Annotated in this window: 15 protein-coding genes; 8 read left to right on the top strand and 7 right to left on the bottom strand. The window is 41.1% G+C overall.

Annotated features, from left to right (window positions below; all coding sequences use genetic code 11):
• Window positions 1–12: 12 nt before the first annotated feature.
• Genes CBM24_RS14780 through CBM24_RS14765 form a run of 4 tightly spaced genes read left to right on the top strand, consistent with a single transcriptional unit; the run spans window position 13 to window position 5,087 of the window.
• Window positions 13–1,257, top strand: coding sequence for a nucleoside permease (locus tag CBM24_RS14780; RefSeq protein ID WP_075994834.1), 1,245 nt, complete (start codon window positions 13–15; stop codon window positions 1,255–1,257).
• Window positions 1,258–1,299: 42 nt separating this feature from the next.
• Window positions 1,300–2,985: a GMC oxidoreductase gene (locus CBM24_RS14775; protein WP_075992888.1), complete on the top strand. Its 1,686-nt coding sequence runs from the start codon at window positions 1,300–1,302 to the stop codon at window positions 2,983–2,985.
• A gap of 19 nt (window positions 2,986–3,004) precedes the next feature.
• Window positions 3,005–4,438, top strand: a complete 1,434-nt coding sequence (locus tag CBM24_RS14770) for a Gfo/Idh/MocA family protein (protein ID WP_075992887.1) — start codon at window positions 3,005–3,007, stop codon at window positions 4,436–4,438.
• Window positions 4,439–4,457: 19 nt separating this feature from the next.
• Entirely contained in the window at window positions 4,458–5,087 is a 630-nt protein-coding gene (locus CBM24_RS14765) for a gluconate 2-dehydrogenase subunit 3 family protein (RefSeq protein WP_075992886.1), read from the top strand.
• A 46-nt stretch (window positions 5,088–5,133) separates the two neighbouring features.
• On the opposite strand, the gene CBM24_RS14760 is transcribed toward CBM24_RS14765, so the two are convergent.
• The gene (locus tag CBM24_RS14760) at window positions 5,134–5,859 is read right to left on the bottom strand and encodes an acyl-[acyl-carrier-protein] thioesterase (RefSeq protein WP_075992885.1); all 726 of its coding nucleotides are present in this window, start codon (window positions 5,857–5,859) and stop codon (window positions 5,134–5,136) included.
• A 324-nt stretch (window positions 5,860–6,183) separates the two neighbouring features.
• Between CBM24_RS14760 and CBM24_RS14755 the strand changes: the two genes are divergently transcribed.
• Window positions 6,184–6,450, top strand: coding sequence for a hypothetical protein (locus CBM24_RS14755; protein WP_172840699.1), 267 nt, complete (start codon window positions 6,184–6,186; stop codon window positions 6,448–6,450).
• Window positions 6,451–6,571: 121 nt separating this feature from the next.
• Here CBM24_RS14755 and CBM24_RS14750 read toward each other — a convergent pair whose 3' ends face one another.
• The 6 genes from CBM24_RS14750 to panB all read right to left on the bottom strand — a co-directional run bounded on the left by CBM24_RS14750 (window position 6,572) and on the right by panB (window position 13,883).
• On the bottom strand, window positions 6,572–7,873 hold the full coding sequence (locus CBM24_RS14750) for a TolC family protein (protein WP_088161772.1): 1,302 nt from the start codon (window positions 7,871–7,873) through the stop codon (window positions 6,572–6,574).
• Window positions 7,874–7,880: 7 nt separating this feature from the next.
• Window positions 7,881–10,964: an efflux RND transporter permease subunit gene (locus CBM24_RS14745; protein WP_075992882.1), complete on the bottom strand. Its 3,084-nt coding sequence runs from the start codon at window positions 10,962–10,964 to the stop codon at window positions 7,881–7,883.
• A 6-nt stretch (window positions 10,965–10,970) separates the two neighbouring features.
• Entirely contained in the window at window positions 10,971–12,032 is a 1,062-nt protein-coding gene (locus tag CBM24_RS14740) for an efflux RND transporter periplasmic adaptor subunit (protein ID WP_075992881.1), read from the bottom strand.
• A gap of 187 nt (window positions 12,033–12,219) precedes the next feature.
• On the bottom strand, window positions 12,220–12,372 hold the full coding sequence (locus tag CBM24_RS14735; protein ID WP_075992880.1) for a 30S ribosomal protein THX: 153 nt from the start codon (window positions 12,370–12,372) through the stop codon (window positions 12,220–12,222).
• Between the two features lie 83 nt (window positions 12,373–12,455).
• A complete protein-coding gene (locus tag CBM24_RS14730; RefSeq protein ID WP_157698466.1) occupies window positions 12,456–13,058 on the bottom strand; it encodes a hypothetical protein in 603 nt (200 codons plus the stop codon).
• 9 nt (window positions 13,059–13,067) lie between these two features.
• On the bottom strand, window positions 13,068–13,883 hold the full coding sequence (gene panB / locus CBM24_RS14725) for a 3-methyl-2-oxobutanoate hydroxymethyltransferase (RefSeq protein WP_088161770.1): 816 nt from the start codon (window positions 13,881–13,883) through the stop codon (window positions 13,068–13,070).
• A gap of 83 nt (window positions 13,884–13,966) precedes the next feature.
• Here panB and CBM24_RS14720 point away from each other — a divergent pair, with 83 nt between their 5' ends.
• From CBM24_RS14720 to pyrF, 3 genes are read left to right on the top strand one after another with little or no spacing between them, the layout of a single operon-like run.
• On the top strand, window positions 13,967–14,710 hold the full coding sequence (locus tag CBM24_RS14720) for an RluA family pseudouridine synthase (protein WP_088161769.1): 744 nt from the start codon (window positions 13,967–13,969) through the stop codon (window positions 14,708–14,710).
• A gap of 14 nt (window positions 14,711–14,724) precedes the next feature.
• Window positions 14,725–15,318, top strand: coding sequence for a TlpA family protein disulfide reductase (locus CBM24_RS14715; protein WP_088161768.1), 594 nt, complete (start codon window positions 14,725–14,727; stop codon window positions 15,316–15,318).
• A gap of 22 nt (window positions 15,319–15,340) precedes the next feature.
• Window positions 15,341–16,177: an orotidine-5'-phosphate decarboxylase gene (gene pyrF / locus CBM24_RS14710; RefSeq protein WP_088161767.1), complete on the top strand. Its 837-nt coding sequence runs from the start codon at window positions 15,341–15,343 to the stop codon at window positions 16,175–16,177.
• Window positions 16,178–16,214: the final 37 nt, after the last annotated feature.

The following is a 16,214-nucleotide window of genomic DNA, read 5'->3' as shown; positions in this document are numbered from 1 at the left end:
ATTTTTTTTATGATTTCATCAACAATAAAATTTAAACTATCCTTCATGATGTTCCTCGAATTTTTTATTTGGGGGGGATGGTTTGTCACATTAGGTACTTTCTTGAGCAAAAATCTACATGCAACGGATTTTGAAATGGCCAATGTATTTTCAACACAGTCATTGGGTGCTATTATTGCTCCCTTTATTGTCGGAATGATTGCAGATCGCTATTTCAATGCGGAGCGTATTTTGGGTGTTTTACACTTGGTCGGTGCGGTATTGATGTATCAGATGTATGGTGCTGCAGATATGTCGACATTTTATCCGTATGTATTGGCCTATATGATACTTTACATGCCAACATTAGCTTTGGCTAGTTCGGTTTCCTTTCGCCAATTAACCAATCCGGAAAAACAATTTTCAGGTATACGTATCTGGGGAACAATCGGTTGGATTGTTGCAGGTCTTGCAATCAGTTATATCTTTAGATGGGATGCTGCTGCATCAGAGGGAGCCTTGAAAAATACCTTCTTAATGTCAGGTGTTGCCTCATTGGTACTCGGGGTGTTTTCTTTTGCATTGCCTAAAACACCGCCGGTTAAACTGGATGAAAATGAAAAACCATCCTTTGCATCAATCATTGGTCTGGATGCGATCAAATTATTGAAAGACAAAAACTTTTTGATTTTTTTCATTTCGTCGGTATTGATCTGTATTCCTTTGGCATTTTACTATTCAAATGCAAATTTGTTCCTTTCAGAAATAGGTCTGGAAAATCCAACGGGTAAAATGACAATCGGTCAGGCATCGGAAGTATTGTTTTTATTAGCCTTACCTGTATTTTTTACAAAATTTGGCTTTAAGAAAACAATCCTTGTGGGGATGTTGGCTTGGGTAATCCGTTACCTGTTATTTGCTTATGGCAATGCGGGTGAATTATCGTTCATGTTGTTGATCGGTATTGCATTGCACGGTATCTGTTATGACTTTTTCTTTGTTTCGGGACAGATTTATACAGATAGCAAAGCTGGTGTTAAATACAAATCAGCAGCACAGGGCTTGATCACTTTGGCAACCTATGGTGTTGGACAATTGATCGGCTTCTGGGTAGCAAGTTATGTCGGAGACAAGTACAAAGAATTGAAAGCAACTGATATGGCGGCATTCTGGAATCATACTTGGGTTGTACCTGCAATTATCGCAGCTGTTGTATTTTTTATCTTTTTAGCTTTATTTAAGGACGAAAAGATCGACAGTACAAATGCTGCACATTAAACAGAAAAAATAACTATTTAAAAACAAATAATTAGAAGAGAGATGGCAACAAATACTTATGACGCAATTGTAATCGGTTCGGGGATAAGTGGTGGATGGGCTGCGAAAGAATTGACAGAGAAAGGGCTGAAAACAATTATGCTGGAGCGTGGTCGTAACATTGAACACATCAAGGATTATACTGCGCCAAATAAAAATCCATGGGAATGGCCTCATGCTGGCGGTCGTACGCAACAAATGATCGAAGATTATCCGGTTTTGCGTAGAGATTATCCTTTGAATGAGAAGAACCTGGATTTTTGGGTAAATGAAAAAGAGAGTCCATATACCGAAGTAAAACGTTTTGACTGGTACCGTGGGTATCATGTTGGTGGACGTTCTTTAATGTGGGGAAGACAATCTTATCGTTTGGGTGATTTGGATTTTGAAGCTAACTTGAAAGATGGCCACGGTGTGGATTGGCCGATTCGTTATAAGGATATTGCCCCTTGGTATAGTTATGCTGAAAAATTTGCGGGTATCTCTGGAAATAGAGATGGTGTGCCATCTTTGCCCGATGGAGATTACATGCCTGCAATGGCGATGAACATTGTTGAAAAAGACCTGGCTGAGCGTTTGAAAAAACAATATGGTGGTCAACGTCATTTCATCATGGGTAGAACAGCAAACATTACCGTTCCGCATCATGACCGTGTAAATTGTCAATATCAAAATCAATGTTGGTTGGGCTGTAACTTTGGTGCTTATTTCAGTACACAATCGGCGACTCTTCCTGCGGCAAAAAAGACAAATAACTTGACATTACGTCCTTTTTCCATCGTAACAAAAATTATCTACGATAAAAACACGAAAAAGGCAAAAGGCGTTGAGATTGTTGATGCTGAAACAAACCAAACTTATGAATTTTTTGCTAAAGTGATTTTTGTTTGTGCATCTGCATTGAACTCGACTTGGGTATTGATGAACTCGGCTACAGATGTTTGGGAAGGCGGACTTGGTAGTAGCAGCGGTGAATTGGGCCACAATTTGATGGATCACCATTTCCGTTGTGGTGCTGGTGGTAAAATAGATGGCTATTTGGATAGCTATGTATATGGGCGTAGACCAACAGGTTTATATGTACCACGATTCGTGAACGTCGAAGGTGATACCAAAAAACGCGACTATGTACGCGGATTTGGCTACCAAGGTGCTGCGGGTCGTGGACGTTGGTCTGGTGCTGTTGCCGAGATGGAAGTAGGTGGCGCTTGGAAAGATGCAATCTGTGAGCCAGGCGACTGGACGGTTGGCTTCACCGCATTTGGGGAAACCTTGCCATATCACGAAAATAAAATTACACTTGACAAGAGCAAAAAAGATAAATGGGGCTTACCTGTATTGTCTTTTGACGCTGAGATCAAGGATAATGAATTGAAGATGCGTGGTGACATGCAAAATGAAATGAAGGAAATGTTGGAAAGCATTGGCGTAAAGGATACCTATACATACGATAACGTATATGGTCTGGGTCAAGGTATCCACGAAATGGGAACTGCCCGTATGGGACGTGATCCAAAAACTTCGGTATTAAATGGTAACAACCAAGTTTGGGATGCATTGAATGTTTTCGTAACGGACGGTGCATGTATGACTTCTGCAGGTTGTGTCAACCCTTCATTAACGTATATGGCGCTTACTGCTCGTGCGGTTGATTTCGCAGTGAGCGAATTGAAAAAAGGTAACATCTAATAGCTAAAGATTGATAACAATGGAAAATAACTCAAATAAGACGAGTAGAAGAGGTTTTATAAAGAGCGCGGCAACAGCTGCTGCGGCTTTTATGATCGTCCCTCGCCATGTATTGGGCGGAAATGGCTTTACAGCTCCAAGTGACAAATTACAAGTAGCAGGTATTGGTGTAGGGGGTAAAGGTTTTAGTGACATCAACGCATTCCATGATTCAGGAAAAGCAGATCTAGCTTTCTTGTGTGATGTGGACGACCGTCGTGCAGCTGGTGCGTTGAAACGTTACCCGAAAGCAAAATATTACAAAGACTACCGTGAGATGTTGGATAAGGAGCACAAACGTATAGAAGCCGTTTCTGTATCAACTCCAGATCATCAACATGCGATTCAAGCGCTTGCAGCTATGCAATTGGGTAAACACGTGTACGTTCAAAAACCGTTGACTCACGATGTATGGGAAGCGAGAGCATTGACGCATGCAGCTAAGAAATATAAGGTTGTTACCCAAATGGGAAATCAAGGTGCATCAAATGATGGACCGCGTTTTGTACGTGAATGGTACGAAGCAGGTCTGATCGGTGATGTACATACGGTATATTGTTGGACAGATCGTCCGGTATGGCCTTCAGGTATTGCATGGCCTACAGGTAAAGCTGAAATTCCAAAAGAATTGGATTGGGACCTTTGGTTAGGTACAGCGCCGCATAAAGAGTATGTTGACAAATTGGTGCCTTTCAACTGGCGTGGCTGGTGGGATTATGGTACTGGCGCATTGGGCGATATGGGCTGCCACTTGTTGGAAGTTCCTTTCAGTACTTTAGGATTGACTTATGTACAAGATGTACAGGCAACTGTTGGATCGGTGTATGTGGATGAGTTCAAACGCGGATATTTCCCTGAAAGCTGCCCTCCATCGAGCCATGCGACATTAACTTTCCCTAAAACGCCACGTACAAATGGTCCTGTTACCTTACATTGGATGGATGGTGGTATTCAGCCTGCCCGTCCAGATGAATTAGGTCCAAACGAAATTTTTGGTGACGGTGGTAATGGTATCTTACTTGTCGGTACAAAAGGTAAAATCCTTGCTGATACCTACGGCCAAAATGCACGCTTGTTACCTACTTCGAGAAAAGAGCAAGTGGCACAGAAATATGCCCGTGTTCAAGGACAGGAAGGCGGACACTATGCACAATGGGTTGAAGCTTGTCAAGCTGGATACGGCAAGAAAGAAGTGAGCTCACCTTTTGAAATAGCAGGTCCGTTGACAGAAGCTTTATTAATGGCTAACCTGGCGATCAGAGGGGCTGATTTACGTATTGATGGTAAATACCCTGGACGTAACTTAAAATTGTTGTGGGATAACGATAACATGCGTGTCACCAATTTTGACAACGTCAATCAATATGTAAAACGTAATTACAGAGAAGGTTGGGAAATGAAATATAATTTCTAAAATTAAGATATTTAGTAGTATGAATAGAAGAGAAGCATTACAACGAGTTGCCTTAATTTTAGGAGGTACCGTTATCGGCGCTAATTTATTTTTGGAAGGTTGTACACGCTCAGCAACAAAAGATGTACAAGCCTTGTTTGAAGCGAAGACAACTGATTTATTAGGTGACTTGGCTGAAGCAATTTTACCAGCTACCGCAACTCCGGGCGCGAAAGAAGCAGGGGTAGGAAGTTTTATTCCGGTCATGGTTCGCGATTGTTATACGGAGAAGCAACAAAAAGCATTTTTAACGGGTTTTGGGAGCTTAGATGATAAAGCAAAAGAGGTGAAAGGAAAACCATTCCTGGAGCTTTCTGCTGAAGACAGAACAGCTGTTGCCGCTGCTTTGGATAAAGAAGCAAACGAGTTTAATAAAAAGCAAGCTGAAGATCAAAAAGATATTCTGGAGAAAAATAAAGAAAAACAAAATCAATTGTACAATTATGTTGAGAACGATCCACCACACTGGTTTACGATGTTCAAACAGTTGACATTGACTGGTTTCTTTAACTCAGAACTGGGTTGTACAAAAGCTTTGCGTTTTGTGAAGATCCCAGGAAGATTTGATGGCAACCTTCCTTACAAAAAAGGAGATAAGGCATTTGCATAACATGATGCTATATGTAAAATAGAAGGGAGGCCCAAAGCCTCCCTTTTTATTTTGTTTCTATAGCCAAAGCAAAGTGGATTCGTTGCTGTTTAGTAACCGTCATAAAGTAACCTTGATCTGTTGCATCACCATTAATTTCTACCGTATCATTATAACGTAATTCACGCAGGTAATTCATCTCCAAGGATCTGATCTGATTGGTCAATACCAGCTCAATGGGCAATCTGTCCATACACCAATCCAGGTATTTTACATTGTTGGCGTGATTGACAATATCCAGGTCAGAGAGCTTAACGCTATATTCATCAATATTTTTGACGGTCTGGGAAATATCCAATTTTGAAAATGGCTGTTGTGTTGCCGGGCGATCAGGATAGGTGGTAAAATCTTCGGTGGAAATTGCGAGTGTTTCAGAGTTCCTTTTCACGGTATTGATGACAGCCCAATAACTGGTTGCAGTAACATAGATCTGTCCATTGACTGTAATTTCAAAATTCCGCGTTGAGCGTGCGCCCTCTAATTCTTGAACCCAAGTTTTTACCTTGACATGATCCATCCATTTGGGCAACCGTGCAATCTCTATGCGTATGCGGCTAAGAACCCAGGTTTGGTTATGTTTGGCCATTTCTTTAAAACCGAATCCGACAGCATTGGCATGTTCTCCCGCGGTAAGCTGCAGGATATTGGATAAATCGGAGAAACGAATACGGCCGTTAGAATAGCATTGTGTGAAATAAATTTCCCACTCTTTTTCAAAAACAGATTTTTCCATTTACATATTGTTTTGATCAAAAATAGGCAATATGAATGATTTGGGCTATAAATTCAAAATGAAATGACACTATATTTAGATATCTCGTTATAAATGCCTGTTGGGCTTGCTAGTGACCCTCAAAGTAATGCAGTGTGTCTAAAGTACAATCGTTTTTTTATTGTAAAATAAATGATAGTTTTCAAGGATTTTATTGATTTTTATCATGGGAATCGGTAGATTTAAATAAGCCAATGGCAGAAAGAGATAAAATAAGATTGGCTTTAAAGCGTTATAAAAGTAGCATAGCGCAAAACAATAATTTACACATTAAATGCTAGTATTATGGTTGGAGAACTAATAGCTAAAGAGGAAATTCCTCAATTTAAATTTATCCCGGCGAGTGAAGATAAGACAGCGACTTTTATGGATAAATTGAAAGGGGCACTTCGGTTGGGAAATGAGTTTAAATCCAAAACTGAAATCGCCTTTGAGACTGATTCCGGACCAAAGCGTATCGAGACCACTGTATGGTCGTTAACCGATAGATATATTCAGATTAAAAGTGGCGTTTTAATACCGCTGAGATCTATTATAGCGATTGACTATTAAATAGACAAACGAAAGGCTCCTCATTTAGTTAAGGAGCCTTTCGCTTTTAATGATAGATGCTGTTAAGAAGCGTATCAGTATTGTGTTCCTTTCTAAGAGGACCTCTTGCAAAAAGAAATTTCTAATACGTTTCGCCTGTTAATTCTTTTAGGCGTATCTCGGATACCTTCGCATCATATTGCGCTGTATAGCTACGTGTCATTACATTGATGTAGTTTAACTGCGCTGTTCTTACTTCTAAGGTTGTGATGGTACCGATACGGAATTTATCCATGGTGATGTTTAAATTTTCTTTTGCCAGCTCCTCATTTTTCCGTTCTACATTAGCCAGCTCCATATTGGTGATGTAGGTTTGGAATAGGGTTCTGACCTGAGCCTGGATATCCTGTTTTTGTTGCTGTATCTGTAGCTCGGAGCCTTTAATCTGAAATTTGGCAATCCGTTCGTTTCTATTTTGCAGAAATCCATTGAAAATATTAAGGGAAGCCGATACGCCGTAGGTAAGACCTCTATTTTTGTTCTCTGTCGAGAATCCGAGGGAGGAGTGGGATTCGTTCCAGTTGTACCCACTATTTAAGCCAATTTTGGGATAACGTTCGGCCTTAACTGCTTTTAAGTTGAGCTCGGCCACCCGATTGTTGATGATGGCAAGCTGAATTTGCGGATTTTGTCGATCGGCAATTTCGATCAGATTACCAAGTTTAAGATCCGTATCAAGTTTCATGTCGTCTTCAATTTGAAAATCTAGGCTCAAGTCGCGCGTCATCAGCTGATTGAGGTAAGTCTTGGTATTTTTGAAGCTTTCCTGTTGTCTGAGTAAGTTTGTCTGATCGGTATTTAAATCGACTTTTGCATTCAGGAGGTCAAGCTTGGAGCCTTTCCCGATCTCCAGGCGATTTTCGGCAAGCGTGACACGGTATTTCGATAAGGTGATGGTTGTATCTAGGGCATTTATCAGGCGCTTTTGCTGCACCAGATTGTAGTAGGTAGCCATGACTTCGCTGAGCTGGGTAATCACTTGATATTTAATCTCCGCTTCCCCTTGACGTTGTATTTCTTTGAAGCGGTCGCGACGGGCGAACATGCCCAATCCATCGAATATCGTCCAGTTTAGGTTAACTCCATAAGACATGTTATCATTTTTGGCATTGGAAATCTGCTGTATTTGACCATCTGCTCTGACCTGCCTTGAATTCTGGATGGAGTTGCTTCTATTGAACGTTCCACTTACCGCTGGAAGCATACCGGCGCTTCCCAGACTGGTATTCTCCATATCGATGTTATTGTCATTTTTAGCCAAAAGAATATTGAAGTTATTGCTCAACGTTGTTTTTAGCGCATCTTCCAAGGTCAGTATCTCTTGTGCACGAGCTTGAAACATGAGGGAGTAAAGTAATACTAGTAGGATGAAATTTCTCTTCATGTCTTTATTATTCGTAGCTTTTAATGTTATCAAATTCAGGTCTATGCTTTTTTTGTCTTGACCACATGTAATAGATTGCCGGGATAATGAACAAGGTTAGGATAAGGGAGAATATTGTACCACCAACGATAACAACCCCCATACCAATTCTACTCGTTGAAGCAGCTCCAAGTGACATGGCAATCGGTAATGCGCCCAAGGCAATGGCTAGACTTGTCATTAAGATCGGTCTGAGGCGTGATTCGGCAGAGTGCATAATTGCTTCAAATTTTTCCATTCCCTCTTCGCGCATCTGGTTGGCAAACTCAACAATCAAGATACCATTTTTGGTCACGAGACCAATTAGCATAATCGTTCCAATTTGGCTGAATATATTCCAGGTTTGATCAAATAACCATAGACTTATCAGTGCTCCGGCAACGGCCATGGGTACCGTAAGGATAATGATAAATGGGTCGAGGAAGCTTTCAAATTGGGCCGCTAAGATCAGGTAGATAAGCAACAAAGCAAGGCCAAAGGCAAATAGTGTATTGGAACTACTTTCAACGAAGTCACGTGATTCGCCACTGAGGTCGGTGGTGAAACTCTGATCGAGGACCTTTTCTTTTATGCGATCCATTGCTGCAATGCCGTCACTCATACTCATGCCCGGCGCCAAACCGGCTGAAACTGTAGCCGACATGTAGCGGTTATTGTGGTAGAGTTGGGGTGGACTGCTCTCTTCCTTAACGCTTACAACGTTGTCTAACTGGATAAGCTGTCCGAGGTTATTTCGCACGTAAATTGACGCAAGGTCTGTAGGTGTGGCTCTACGGTCGTTTTCAACCTGGCCTATGACCTGATATTGTTTGCCATCACGCATAAAATAAGCGAAACGTTGGCCGCTTAGTAATAATTGGAGGGACTGCGAAACGTCAAGTACGGAAACGCCCAGACTGAGGGCTTTCAGACGATCAATTTCGACATGCAGTTCGGGTTTGTTGAACTTCAGGTTGATGTCCGTTGTGGAGAATGCGGGATCGCTGTTGACCTCATTCATAAATTCGGGTATCTTTTCCTGAAGTTTTTCAAAATTTTGTGCCTGGATAATGTACTGAACAGGTAATCCACCTCTACGATTCATGGATATCGTCGGCGTTTGCGAAACATTGACGCGGACACCATCGTATTTTTTTGTCCATTTAGTGAGCTCTTTGGCAATATCGTCCTGTGATTTTTTACGCTCACTTGGATCAACGAGAGTCATCCGTATACGTCCGGAGTTGACTGAGCTTGCGCCGAAACCCGGAGAGGTAATGTTTAAACTGATTTTGTTCTCAGGAATGGAATCGTAGACCAATTTGTCCAATTCCTGCATGTATCGGTCCATGTATTCATAGGTAGCACCTTCCGGGCCTGTCACATTGACGGAGATATTACTTCTGTCATCATAAGGCGCCGTTTCTTTTTTAATGGAGGAGAAAAGGATGCCAATAATGACAAAACATAGGATCAGGATTGGAAAGCTGATCCATTTGAATTTCATGAATTTCTCCAGTGCATTGGCATAACCTTTATTCATTTTGACGAACATTGGTTCGGTCCAATCGTAAAATTTCGTCTTCTTGTGTCCACCACCTTTGATTAGATAGGCATTGAGCATCGGCGTGAGGGTGAGGGAAACAAATGCGGAAACCAATACGGCCGAGGCGATGACGACACCAAACTCCCGGAAAAGCCGTCCCACAAATCCCTGAAGAAATATAACGGGTAAGAATACGGCTGCAAGTGTGATTGAAATGGAAATAACAGCGAAGAATATTTCCTTCGACCCTTTCAGGGCCGCCTCAATAGGGGACATTCCTTCTTCAACTTTCTTGAAGATATTTTCGGTAACAACGATACCATCGTCGACAACAAGCCCCGTCGCGAGTACAATAGCGAGCAGTGTCAGTACATTGATAGAAAATCCGAAAATATACATAATAAAAAATGTCGCGATCAAGGATACGGGAATGTCCAATAAAGGACGTAGTGCGATACCCCAGTCGCGGAAGAAAAAATAGATAATTAGGGTGACCAGAATGATCGAAATCAGGAGTGTCTCGGCGACCTCCTCAACAGATTTTTTGATGAATGTCGTATTATCAGAAGCGATGTTGAGTATAATATCCTGCGGCAGATCTTCTTTGATCTGATCGAGCATTTTATAGAAATTGTTGGCAATATCGAGGTAATTTGTTCCTGGCTGCGGAATAATGGCAATACCGACCAGCTGTTTACCGTTACTGACCATTTTTGTTTCGAGATTTTCAGCATCTATTTCTGCCCGGCCAATATCGATAAACTTGACGATACGGCTGCTATCGGCCTTTAAAATGATGTTATTGAATTGCTCAGGAGTAGACAGGTTGCCGACGGTTTTTACGGTGAGCTCGGTTGTGTTTCCGACAATTTTCCCCGAAGGTAATTCAACATTCTGGCTATTCAATGCCGTACGAATATCCGAAGCTGTGATACCATAGGCAGCCATACGGTCGGGGTTGAGCCATAGACGCATGGCGTAACGTTTTTGACCATAGATCTGTGTGCTGCTGACACCGGGGATGGTTTGCAACCTTTCGGAAATCACATTTTCGGCGTAGTCGCTCAGCGAAAGTTTATCGCGCGTCTCACTTTGCAATGTCAATGTAATAATAGGATCGGAGTCCGCATCGGCTTTGGATACCACTGGTGGGGCATCAATATCCTGTGGTAGGCTTCGCACGGCTTGGGATACTTTATCCCGGACATCATTTGCGGCTTCCTCAAGGTTCTTTTTTAAGTCAAACTCAATGGTGATATTACTGGATCCTTGATTGCTCGAAGAAGAGATGTTGCGGATACCATCGATCGAGTTTATGGCCTTTTCTAGCGGCTCGGTAATCTGAGATTCAATGATATCTGGATTGGCACCGGCATAGTTTGTTCTGACGGAAACAATCGCTGGGTCAATAGAGGGGTATTCGCGTACGCCTAGAAAACTAAAACCAATATAGCCAAACAATATGATGGTAATATTGACGACAATAGTTAAAACAGGACGTTTAATAAAAACTGCAGATAAATTCATGTACAACTAGTTAGCTAATGATACCTTAACTTTTGCTCCATCTTTTAACGACAGAACGCCCGTGGTTAAAACGGTGTCACCGGCACTGATGCCAGATAGAATGACGATGTCTTTGTCGGTACGCGCACCTGTTTCAACCTTCACTTCCTTGGCAAGGCCATGCTGTAATACAAAGACCTTTTTTCCATCCTGTACGGGAACAATGGCTTCTGTTGGAATGGATATCGCATCGTTTTCCACTTCGATCGGCACAATCACATTGACAAAGGATCCGACTTTCAATTTACCCTGATCGTTCGTTGCTCTGGCGCGGACGGTGAGTGTTCTGGTGTTAAGTGATACTTGCGGTTCAACGGCGTAAATGTTTGCTTTTATGATGGTTGGGTCGTTGGCTACGCTGAACTCAATGGGCATGTTTATTTTAACAATATTGCTGTATTTTTCGGGAACTGCAAAGGTAATTTTGACAAGATTGTCCTTCACTAAGTTTGTAATCAGGGTACTGGATGAGACAATGGCTCCTACGGAAATATTCCGAAGTCCAATCATGCCACTAAAAGGGGCGCGGATGGTTGTTTTGGATATTTGTGCCTGAATCAACTGGATCTGTGCTAAGGAGGTTTTTAAAGCTGCACTGGCTATATCAAACTCCTCCTGACTGATTGCTCCTTTTTGCAGCAGCAGTTTGGCCCGACGTTCATTTTCGGCATTCAGCTGGTTTGTTGTTTGTGCTTGTCTTAATTGTGCCTGAAGTTCAATATCATCAATCTTGATCAAGGGTTCGCCCTGTTTGATGCGCTGCCCTTCGGAGAAATAGATTTTGGTGATTCGACCACTTACTTCACTTCTGATTTCAACCTGCTCTTCTGCGTCAATGCTTCCTGAGAGATTAATGGATCGATCGGCGACGGAAGATTTGGCAATGATAGCCTGTGCGGGGACTGGCATATCTTTTTTCCCATTGGGCTTATCAGCTTCTTTTTTGTCTTTTTTAGCAGTTATCAGAAAGTATCCACCTCCAAACACAGCACAAGCCAAAAGGAGGTAAATGATCGATTTTTTATTCATACGGATATAGTCTCTTATGTACTTTTTACATTTAACGGGTAAATATAGGTTTATTATTATGAGGATATCAGTTGTCAAAAGGATTTTACAATAGGACCAAAACTTTGCAAATGGACATCGAAATGGGCGTATTGGGAACGATTGGAAATAAAAAAAGCCAGAAATAAGTTTCTAGCTTTATTGACTACTATTTTTTTGATTTTGCTTTTTGTTCCACTTCTTTTGAAGCCCCATTTTTTACTTTTGGCTTGATGGCAGCTTTCGATACATGTGGTCTTCTTTTTCCAAAAGAACCATTTGATATTTTTCCTCTTCTGGTCTTGATATCACCTTTTCCCATAGTGTAAAATATTTTGGTTTTAACAAATTATATTGATTACCTAAATATAACACTTTCTTTTCGGATGTTCAACCTGTTCATTTTTAAATAATTGGAAAAATACGTTTTTGAATAGCTACATTGAAGTTTTGGTTAATCGTGTCGAAAAATAAATTATTGACGAGCCTGTTTTCAGCGACTAAATAGGGGATTTCCAATATTTTGTTCTTTAACTTGATACGGTAGTAGCCGTATAATAACCCTTTGGTCGTTTGAATTGATTCGATTTTCTGAACGGCTTCTATGTCCTTAAAAATGTTAAAAGCATAATTTTCTCCTTTTAGCTGTTCAATAAAAACCTCATTGGTTTTGGCATTGTACCATATTTGTTGGCTTTTGAGCTTACTAAAGTGGTTGTTGAACAGAAAGAGATAGCCCAACAAGAAAAAGGCAATCGGAAGCAGGAACAGGACAATTTTTATCTTCATGAACAGCAACACGGTGATCAAAATGAGGATAATCCCCATAACGGCATTGGAAACACTCTTCTTTAGATTTGCCTGGATGACTGGAGATGAAGCTTCAATCAACTGAAAACCTGATTTTAAATTTCTGGACATATCCTCGGTAAACCCAAATAGATTGAATTTTTTGCGTATCATCAGATAAGCAATAAGAACAATAAGCCCAATGATCAAAAACCGCATATTTTTCTTCTAGTATTGTTCGTCTTCGTTCGGGTATTGTACTGCTTTTACTTCGGCCACATAATTTGCTACTGCTGTTGTGATTTGTTCGTGCAAATTAGCGAAATGACGCATAAATTTTGGTTTGAAATCGGCATTCATTCCAAGCATGTCGTTAATCACAAGGACTTGTCCGTCGCAATCCGGCCCAGCCCCAATACCAACTGTTGGAATCGCTAGTTTTTCGGTTACTGTTTTAGCTAATTTTGCCGGTATCTTTTCCAGAACAATTGCAAAACAGCCCGCCTCCTGCAAAGCGAGTGCATCTTCTATTAATTTAGCGGCTTCTTGCTCTTCTTTTGCCCGCACACCAAAATTTCCAAATTTATTGATGGATTGGGGAGTCAAGCCCAGGTGTCCACATACAGGGATTCCTCCGGCAATGATTTTTTTGATGTTTTCGATGATTTCAAGTCCTCCCTCGAGTTTTAATGCGTGCGCACCTGATTCTTTCATCATGCGTACAGCTGCATTGTAAGCTTCATTGGCAGAGCCCTGATAAGATCCAAATGGCAAATCTGCTAATACCATGGCACGCTCGGTACCCCGAGCAACGGCAGCGGCATGGTAGATCATATTATCTAGGGTGATAGGCAAGGTTGTTTCGTAGCCAGCAAATACGTTGGCAGCGGAATCTCCAATCAAAATAACGTCAACACCAGCTTGATCTACCATTTTGGCCATGGAGTAATCATAGCTTGTAAGCATAGAAATCTTTTCCTGACGTTCTTTCATGGCTTGCAGCATTGCTGTGCTTACTCGTTTCATTTCTTTGTTTACAGACATCTTAACTTATATTGTGTGTTCAAAAGTAAGCTTTTTATCATACATTGACCAATATTCTGCCTTGTGTTTTGTATTTTTGCAAAATGATACAAAATGAGAATCGTCTATTTAAATTTCCCAAATTTTCAGAATTAATCATCCATGAGGATGAAAATTTGATTGTTATCAATAAACCGCCGTTTGTCGCTTCTTTAGATGAACGTGAGGGTGGGGAGGTCAATATTCTTCGCTTGGCGAAGAAATATCATCCTGATGCACAGGTATGCCACCGCCTGGATAAAGAGACCTCGGGTATTTTATTAATTGCAAAAAATCCAGAAACATACCGTACAATTTCCATTGCATTTGAAAAAAGAAAAGTGAATAAGATTTATCATGCAATCATAGGTGGTACACATACTTTTCAGGATTTGCTTGTCGATTTGCCCATCTTGAACCAAGGCAATAAAAATGTATCTATTGATCGTGCAAACGGCAAACCGGCAGAGACCATCTTTAATTCGATCAAATACTACAAGAACTATACCTTAGTGGAATGTAAACCCATTACAGGACGCATGCACCAAATCCGTATTCACCTAGCGACACAACATGCCGCTATTGTGGGGGATGACATGTATCGCGGTAAACCTGTGTATTTGTCCCAAATCAAGAAAAGGGGATATACATTATCCAAAGATGAAGAGGAACAACCCATTATGAAGCGTTTTGCACTACATTCAAAACATGTTGAATTTGAGTTGAACGGAGTTAAGATGGCTTTTGAGGCACCTTATCCAAAGGATTTTGCGACCTTGTTGAAGCTGTTGGATAAGTTTGATTCTTAATAGCGGGATTACCTATGAGTCCGAAGACAAAAAAGATAATCGGAAACGTTGTATTTGTACTGCTCATCGGTTTGTTGATCTGGCCAACAAGTAGAAGTTATTTTCAGCAATTTTTAATGAAAATGGGTTTTTTCAAACCTAAACTGGAGCTTAATTCAGCTTCTAAAGATTCCGATAGGGTGGCTCCAGGGGGCGCATTCAGTCATGTCTCCTTTGTCAATTCGCTGGGAGAAACAGTCAAGGTGGCGGATCTGAAGGGAAAAGTGGTGTTTATTAATTTTTGGGCAACGTGGTGTGCACCTTGTCGCGCAGAAATGCCTTCGATCAATGTACTCTATGATCGCTATAAAGATAACGCAAATATGGTGTTTTTGATTGTGGAGATAGAAGGCAGGAAAGCAAAAGCAGAGGCTTTTATGAAGGAACAGCAGCTGACTTTGCCGATTAGTTTTCCAAATAGTGATATTCCAAAAGAGTGGCTCTCGGGTTCAATTCCTTCAACGGTGATATTGGACAAAGCGGGTAATGTAGCGACACGGCATGAAGGTATGGCGGATTATTCAAGCCCTGATGTAGGTAAATTTATTCAAGATTTAATCAATAAATAATTTTAAGATCTCTAAATATAGCATGACAAGAGCAGAACTTATTCATCAAATAAAAGCGAAACGCTCATTTTTATGTGTCGGATTAGACACAGACCTCACGAAAATCCCGGAGCATCTCTTGGATGATGAGGATCCGATCTATAGCTTCAATAAGGCTATCATAGATGCAACGGCTGATTTGTGTGTTGCCTATAAGCCCAATATTGCGTTTTATGAATGTTATGGAATCAAAGGCTGGCAATCGCTTCAAAAAACCTGGGCTGCGTTACCAAAGGATTGTTTCAGTATTGCTGACGCAAAAAGGGGGGATATTGGCAATACGTCGGGACGTTATGCGATGGCATTTTTTGATGAAAAGACGTCTGGTCTTGGCTTTGATAGTATTACAATCGCACCTTATATGGGGAAGGACTCGGTGACTCCATTTTTGGATTTTAATGATAAATGGGCAATCGTACTTGCTTTGACATCGAATGAGGGTAGCTTGGACTTTCAAAATTTTGAAAACAAAGAAGGGCTGCAATTGTTCGAACAGGTGATCGATAAAGTCAATACCTGGGGGACACCTGACAATTTGATGTATGTTGTCGGAGCAACACGCGGAGAGGGCTTTATCAAAATTAGGGAACATGCACCATACCATTTTTTATTGGTTCCAGGAGTGGGGGCGCAAGGAGGTTCGCTTGAAGATGTTTGTAAATTTGGTATGAACAAAGATTGTGGGCTTTTAGTAAACAGCACAAGAGGAATTATCTATGCTTCAAAAGGACGTGATTTCGCTGAAAGAGCACGAGAGGAAGCCCTAATTCTACAGAAAGAAATGGAAGTAGAACTGTTAAAAGCAGGCATTATTTCCTGATTTGACATTTAATAATTCATTCGTAATACTTACCTTT

This window comes from Sphingobacterium sp. G1-14 (assembly GCF_002196555.1).
In the GTDB taxonomy this organism is placed as follows: domain Bacteria; phylum Bacteroidota; class Bacteroidia; order Sphingobacteriales; family Sphingobacteriaceae; genus Sphingobacterium; species Sphingobacterium siyangense.
The sequence above is the reverse complement of the archived record's forward strand: the minus strand, read 5'-3'. Positions and strand labels throughout refer to the sequence as shown.

Excerpts from the sequence above, each read along its gene's own strand:
- CBM24_RS14775 (WP_075992888.1), top strand. The coding sequence starts at position 1,300 with ATGGCAACAAATACTTATGACGCAATTGTAATCGGTTCGGGGATAAGT.
- CBM24_RS14770 (WP_075992887.1), top strand. The coding sequence starts at position 3,005 with ATGGAAAATAACTCAAATAAGACGAGTAGAAGAGGTTTTATAAAGAGC.
- CBM24_RS14765 (WP_075992886.1), top strand. The coding sequence starts at position 4,458 with ATGAATAGAAGAGAAGCATTACAACGAGTTGCCTTAATTTTAGGAGGT.
- CBM24_RS14760 (WP_075992885.1), bottom strand. The coding sequence starts at position 5,859 with ATGGAAAAATCTGTTTTTGAAAAAGAGTGGGAAATTTATTTCACACAA.
- CBM24_RS14755 (WP_172840699.1), top strand. The coding sequence starts at position 6,184 with ATGGTTGGAGAACTAATAGCTAAAGAGGAAATTCCTCAATTTAAATTT.
- CBM24_RS14750 (WP_088161772.1), bottom strand. The coding sequence starts at position 7,873 with ATGAAGAGAAATTTCATCCTACTAGTATTACTTTACTCCCTCATGTTT.
- CBM24_RS14745 (WP_075992882.1), bottom strand. The coding sequence starts at position 10,964 with ATGAATTTATCTGCAGTTTTTATTAAACGTCCTGTTTTAACTATTGTC.
- CBM24_RS14740 (WP_075992881.1), bottom strand. The coding sequence starts at position 12,032 with ATGAATAAAAAATCGATCATTTACCTCCTTTTGGCTTGTGCTGTGTTT.
- CBM24_RS14735 (WP_075992880.1), bottom strand. The coding sequence starts at position 12,372 with ATGGGAAAAGGTGATATCAAGACCAGAAGAGGAAAAATATCAAATGGT.
- CBM24_RS14730 (WP_157698466.1), bottom strand. The coding sequence starts at position 13,058 with ATGCGGTTTTTGATCATTGGGCTTATTGTTCTTATTGCTTATCTGATG.
- panB (WP_088161770.1), bottom strand. The coding sequence starts at position 13,883 with ATGTCTGTAAACAAAGAAATGAAACGAGTAAGCACAGCAATGCTGCAA.
- CBM24_RS14720 (WP_088161769.1), top strand. The coding sequence starts at position 13,967 with ATGATACAAAATGAGAATCGTCTATTTAAATTTCCCAAATTTTCAGAA.
- CBM24_RS14715 (WP_088161768.1), top strand. The coding sequence starts at position 14,725 with ATGAGTCCGAAGACAAAAAAGATAATCGGAAACGTTGTATTTGTACTG.
- pyrF (WP_088161767.1), top strand. The coding sequence starts at position 15,341 with ATGACAAGAGCAGAACTTATTCATCAAATAAAAGCGAAACGCTCATTT.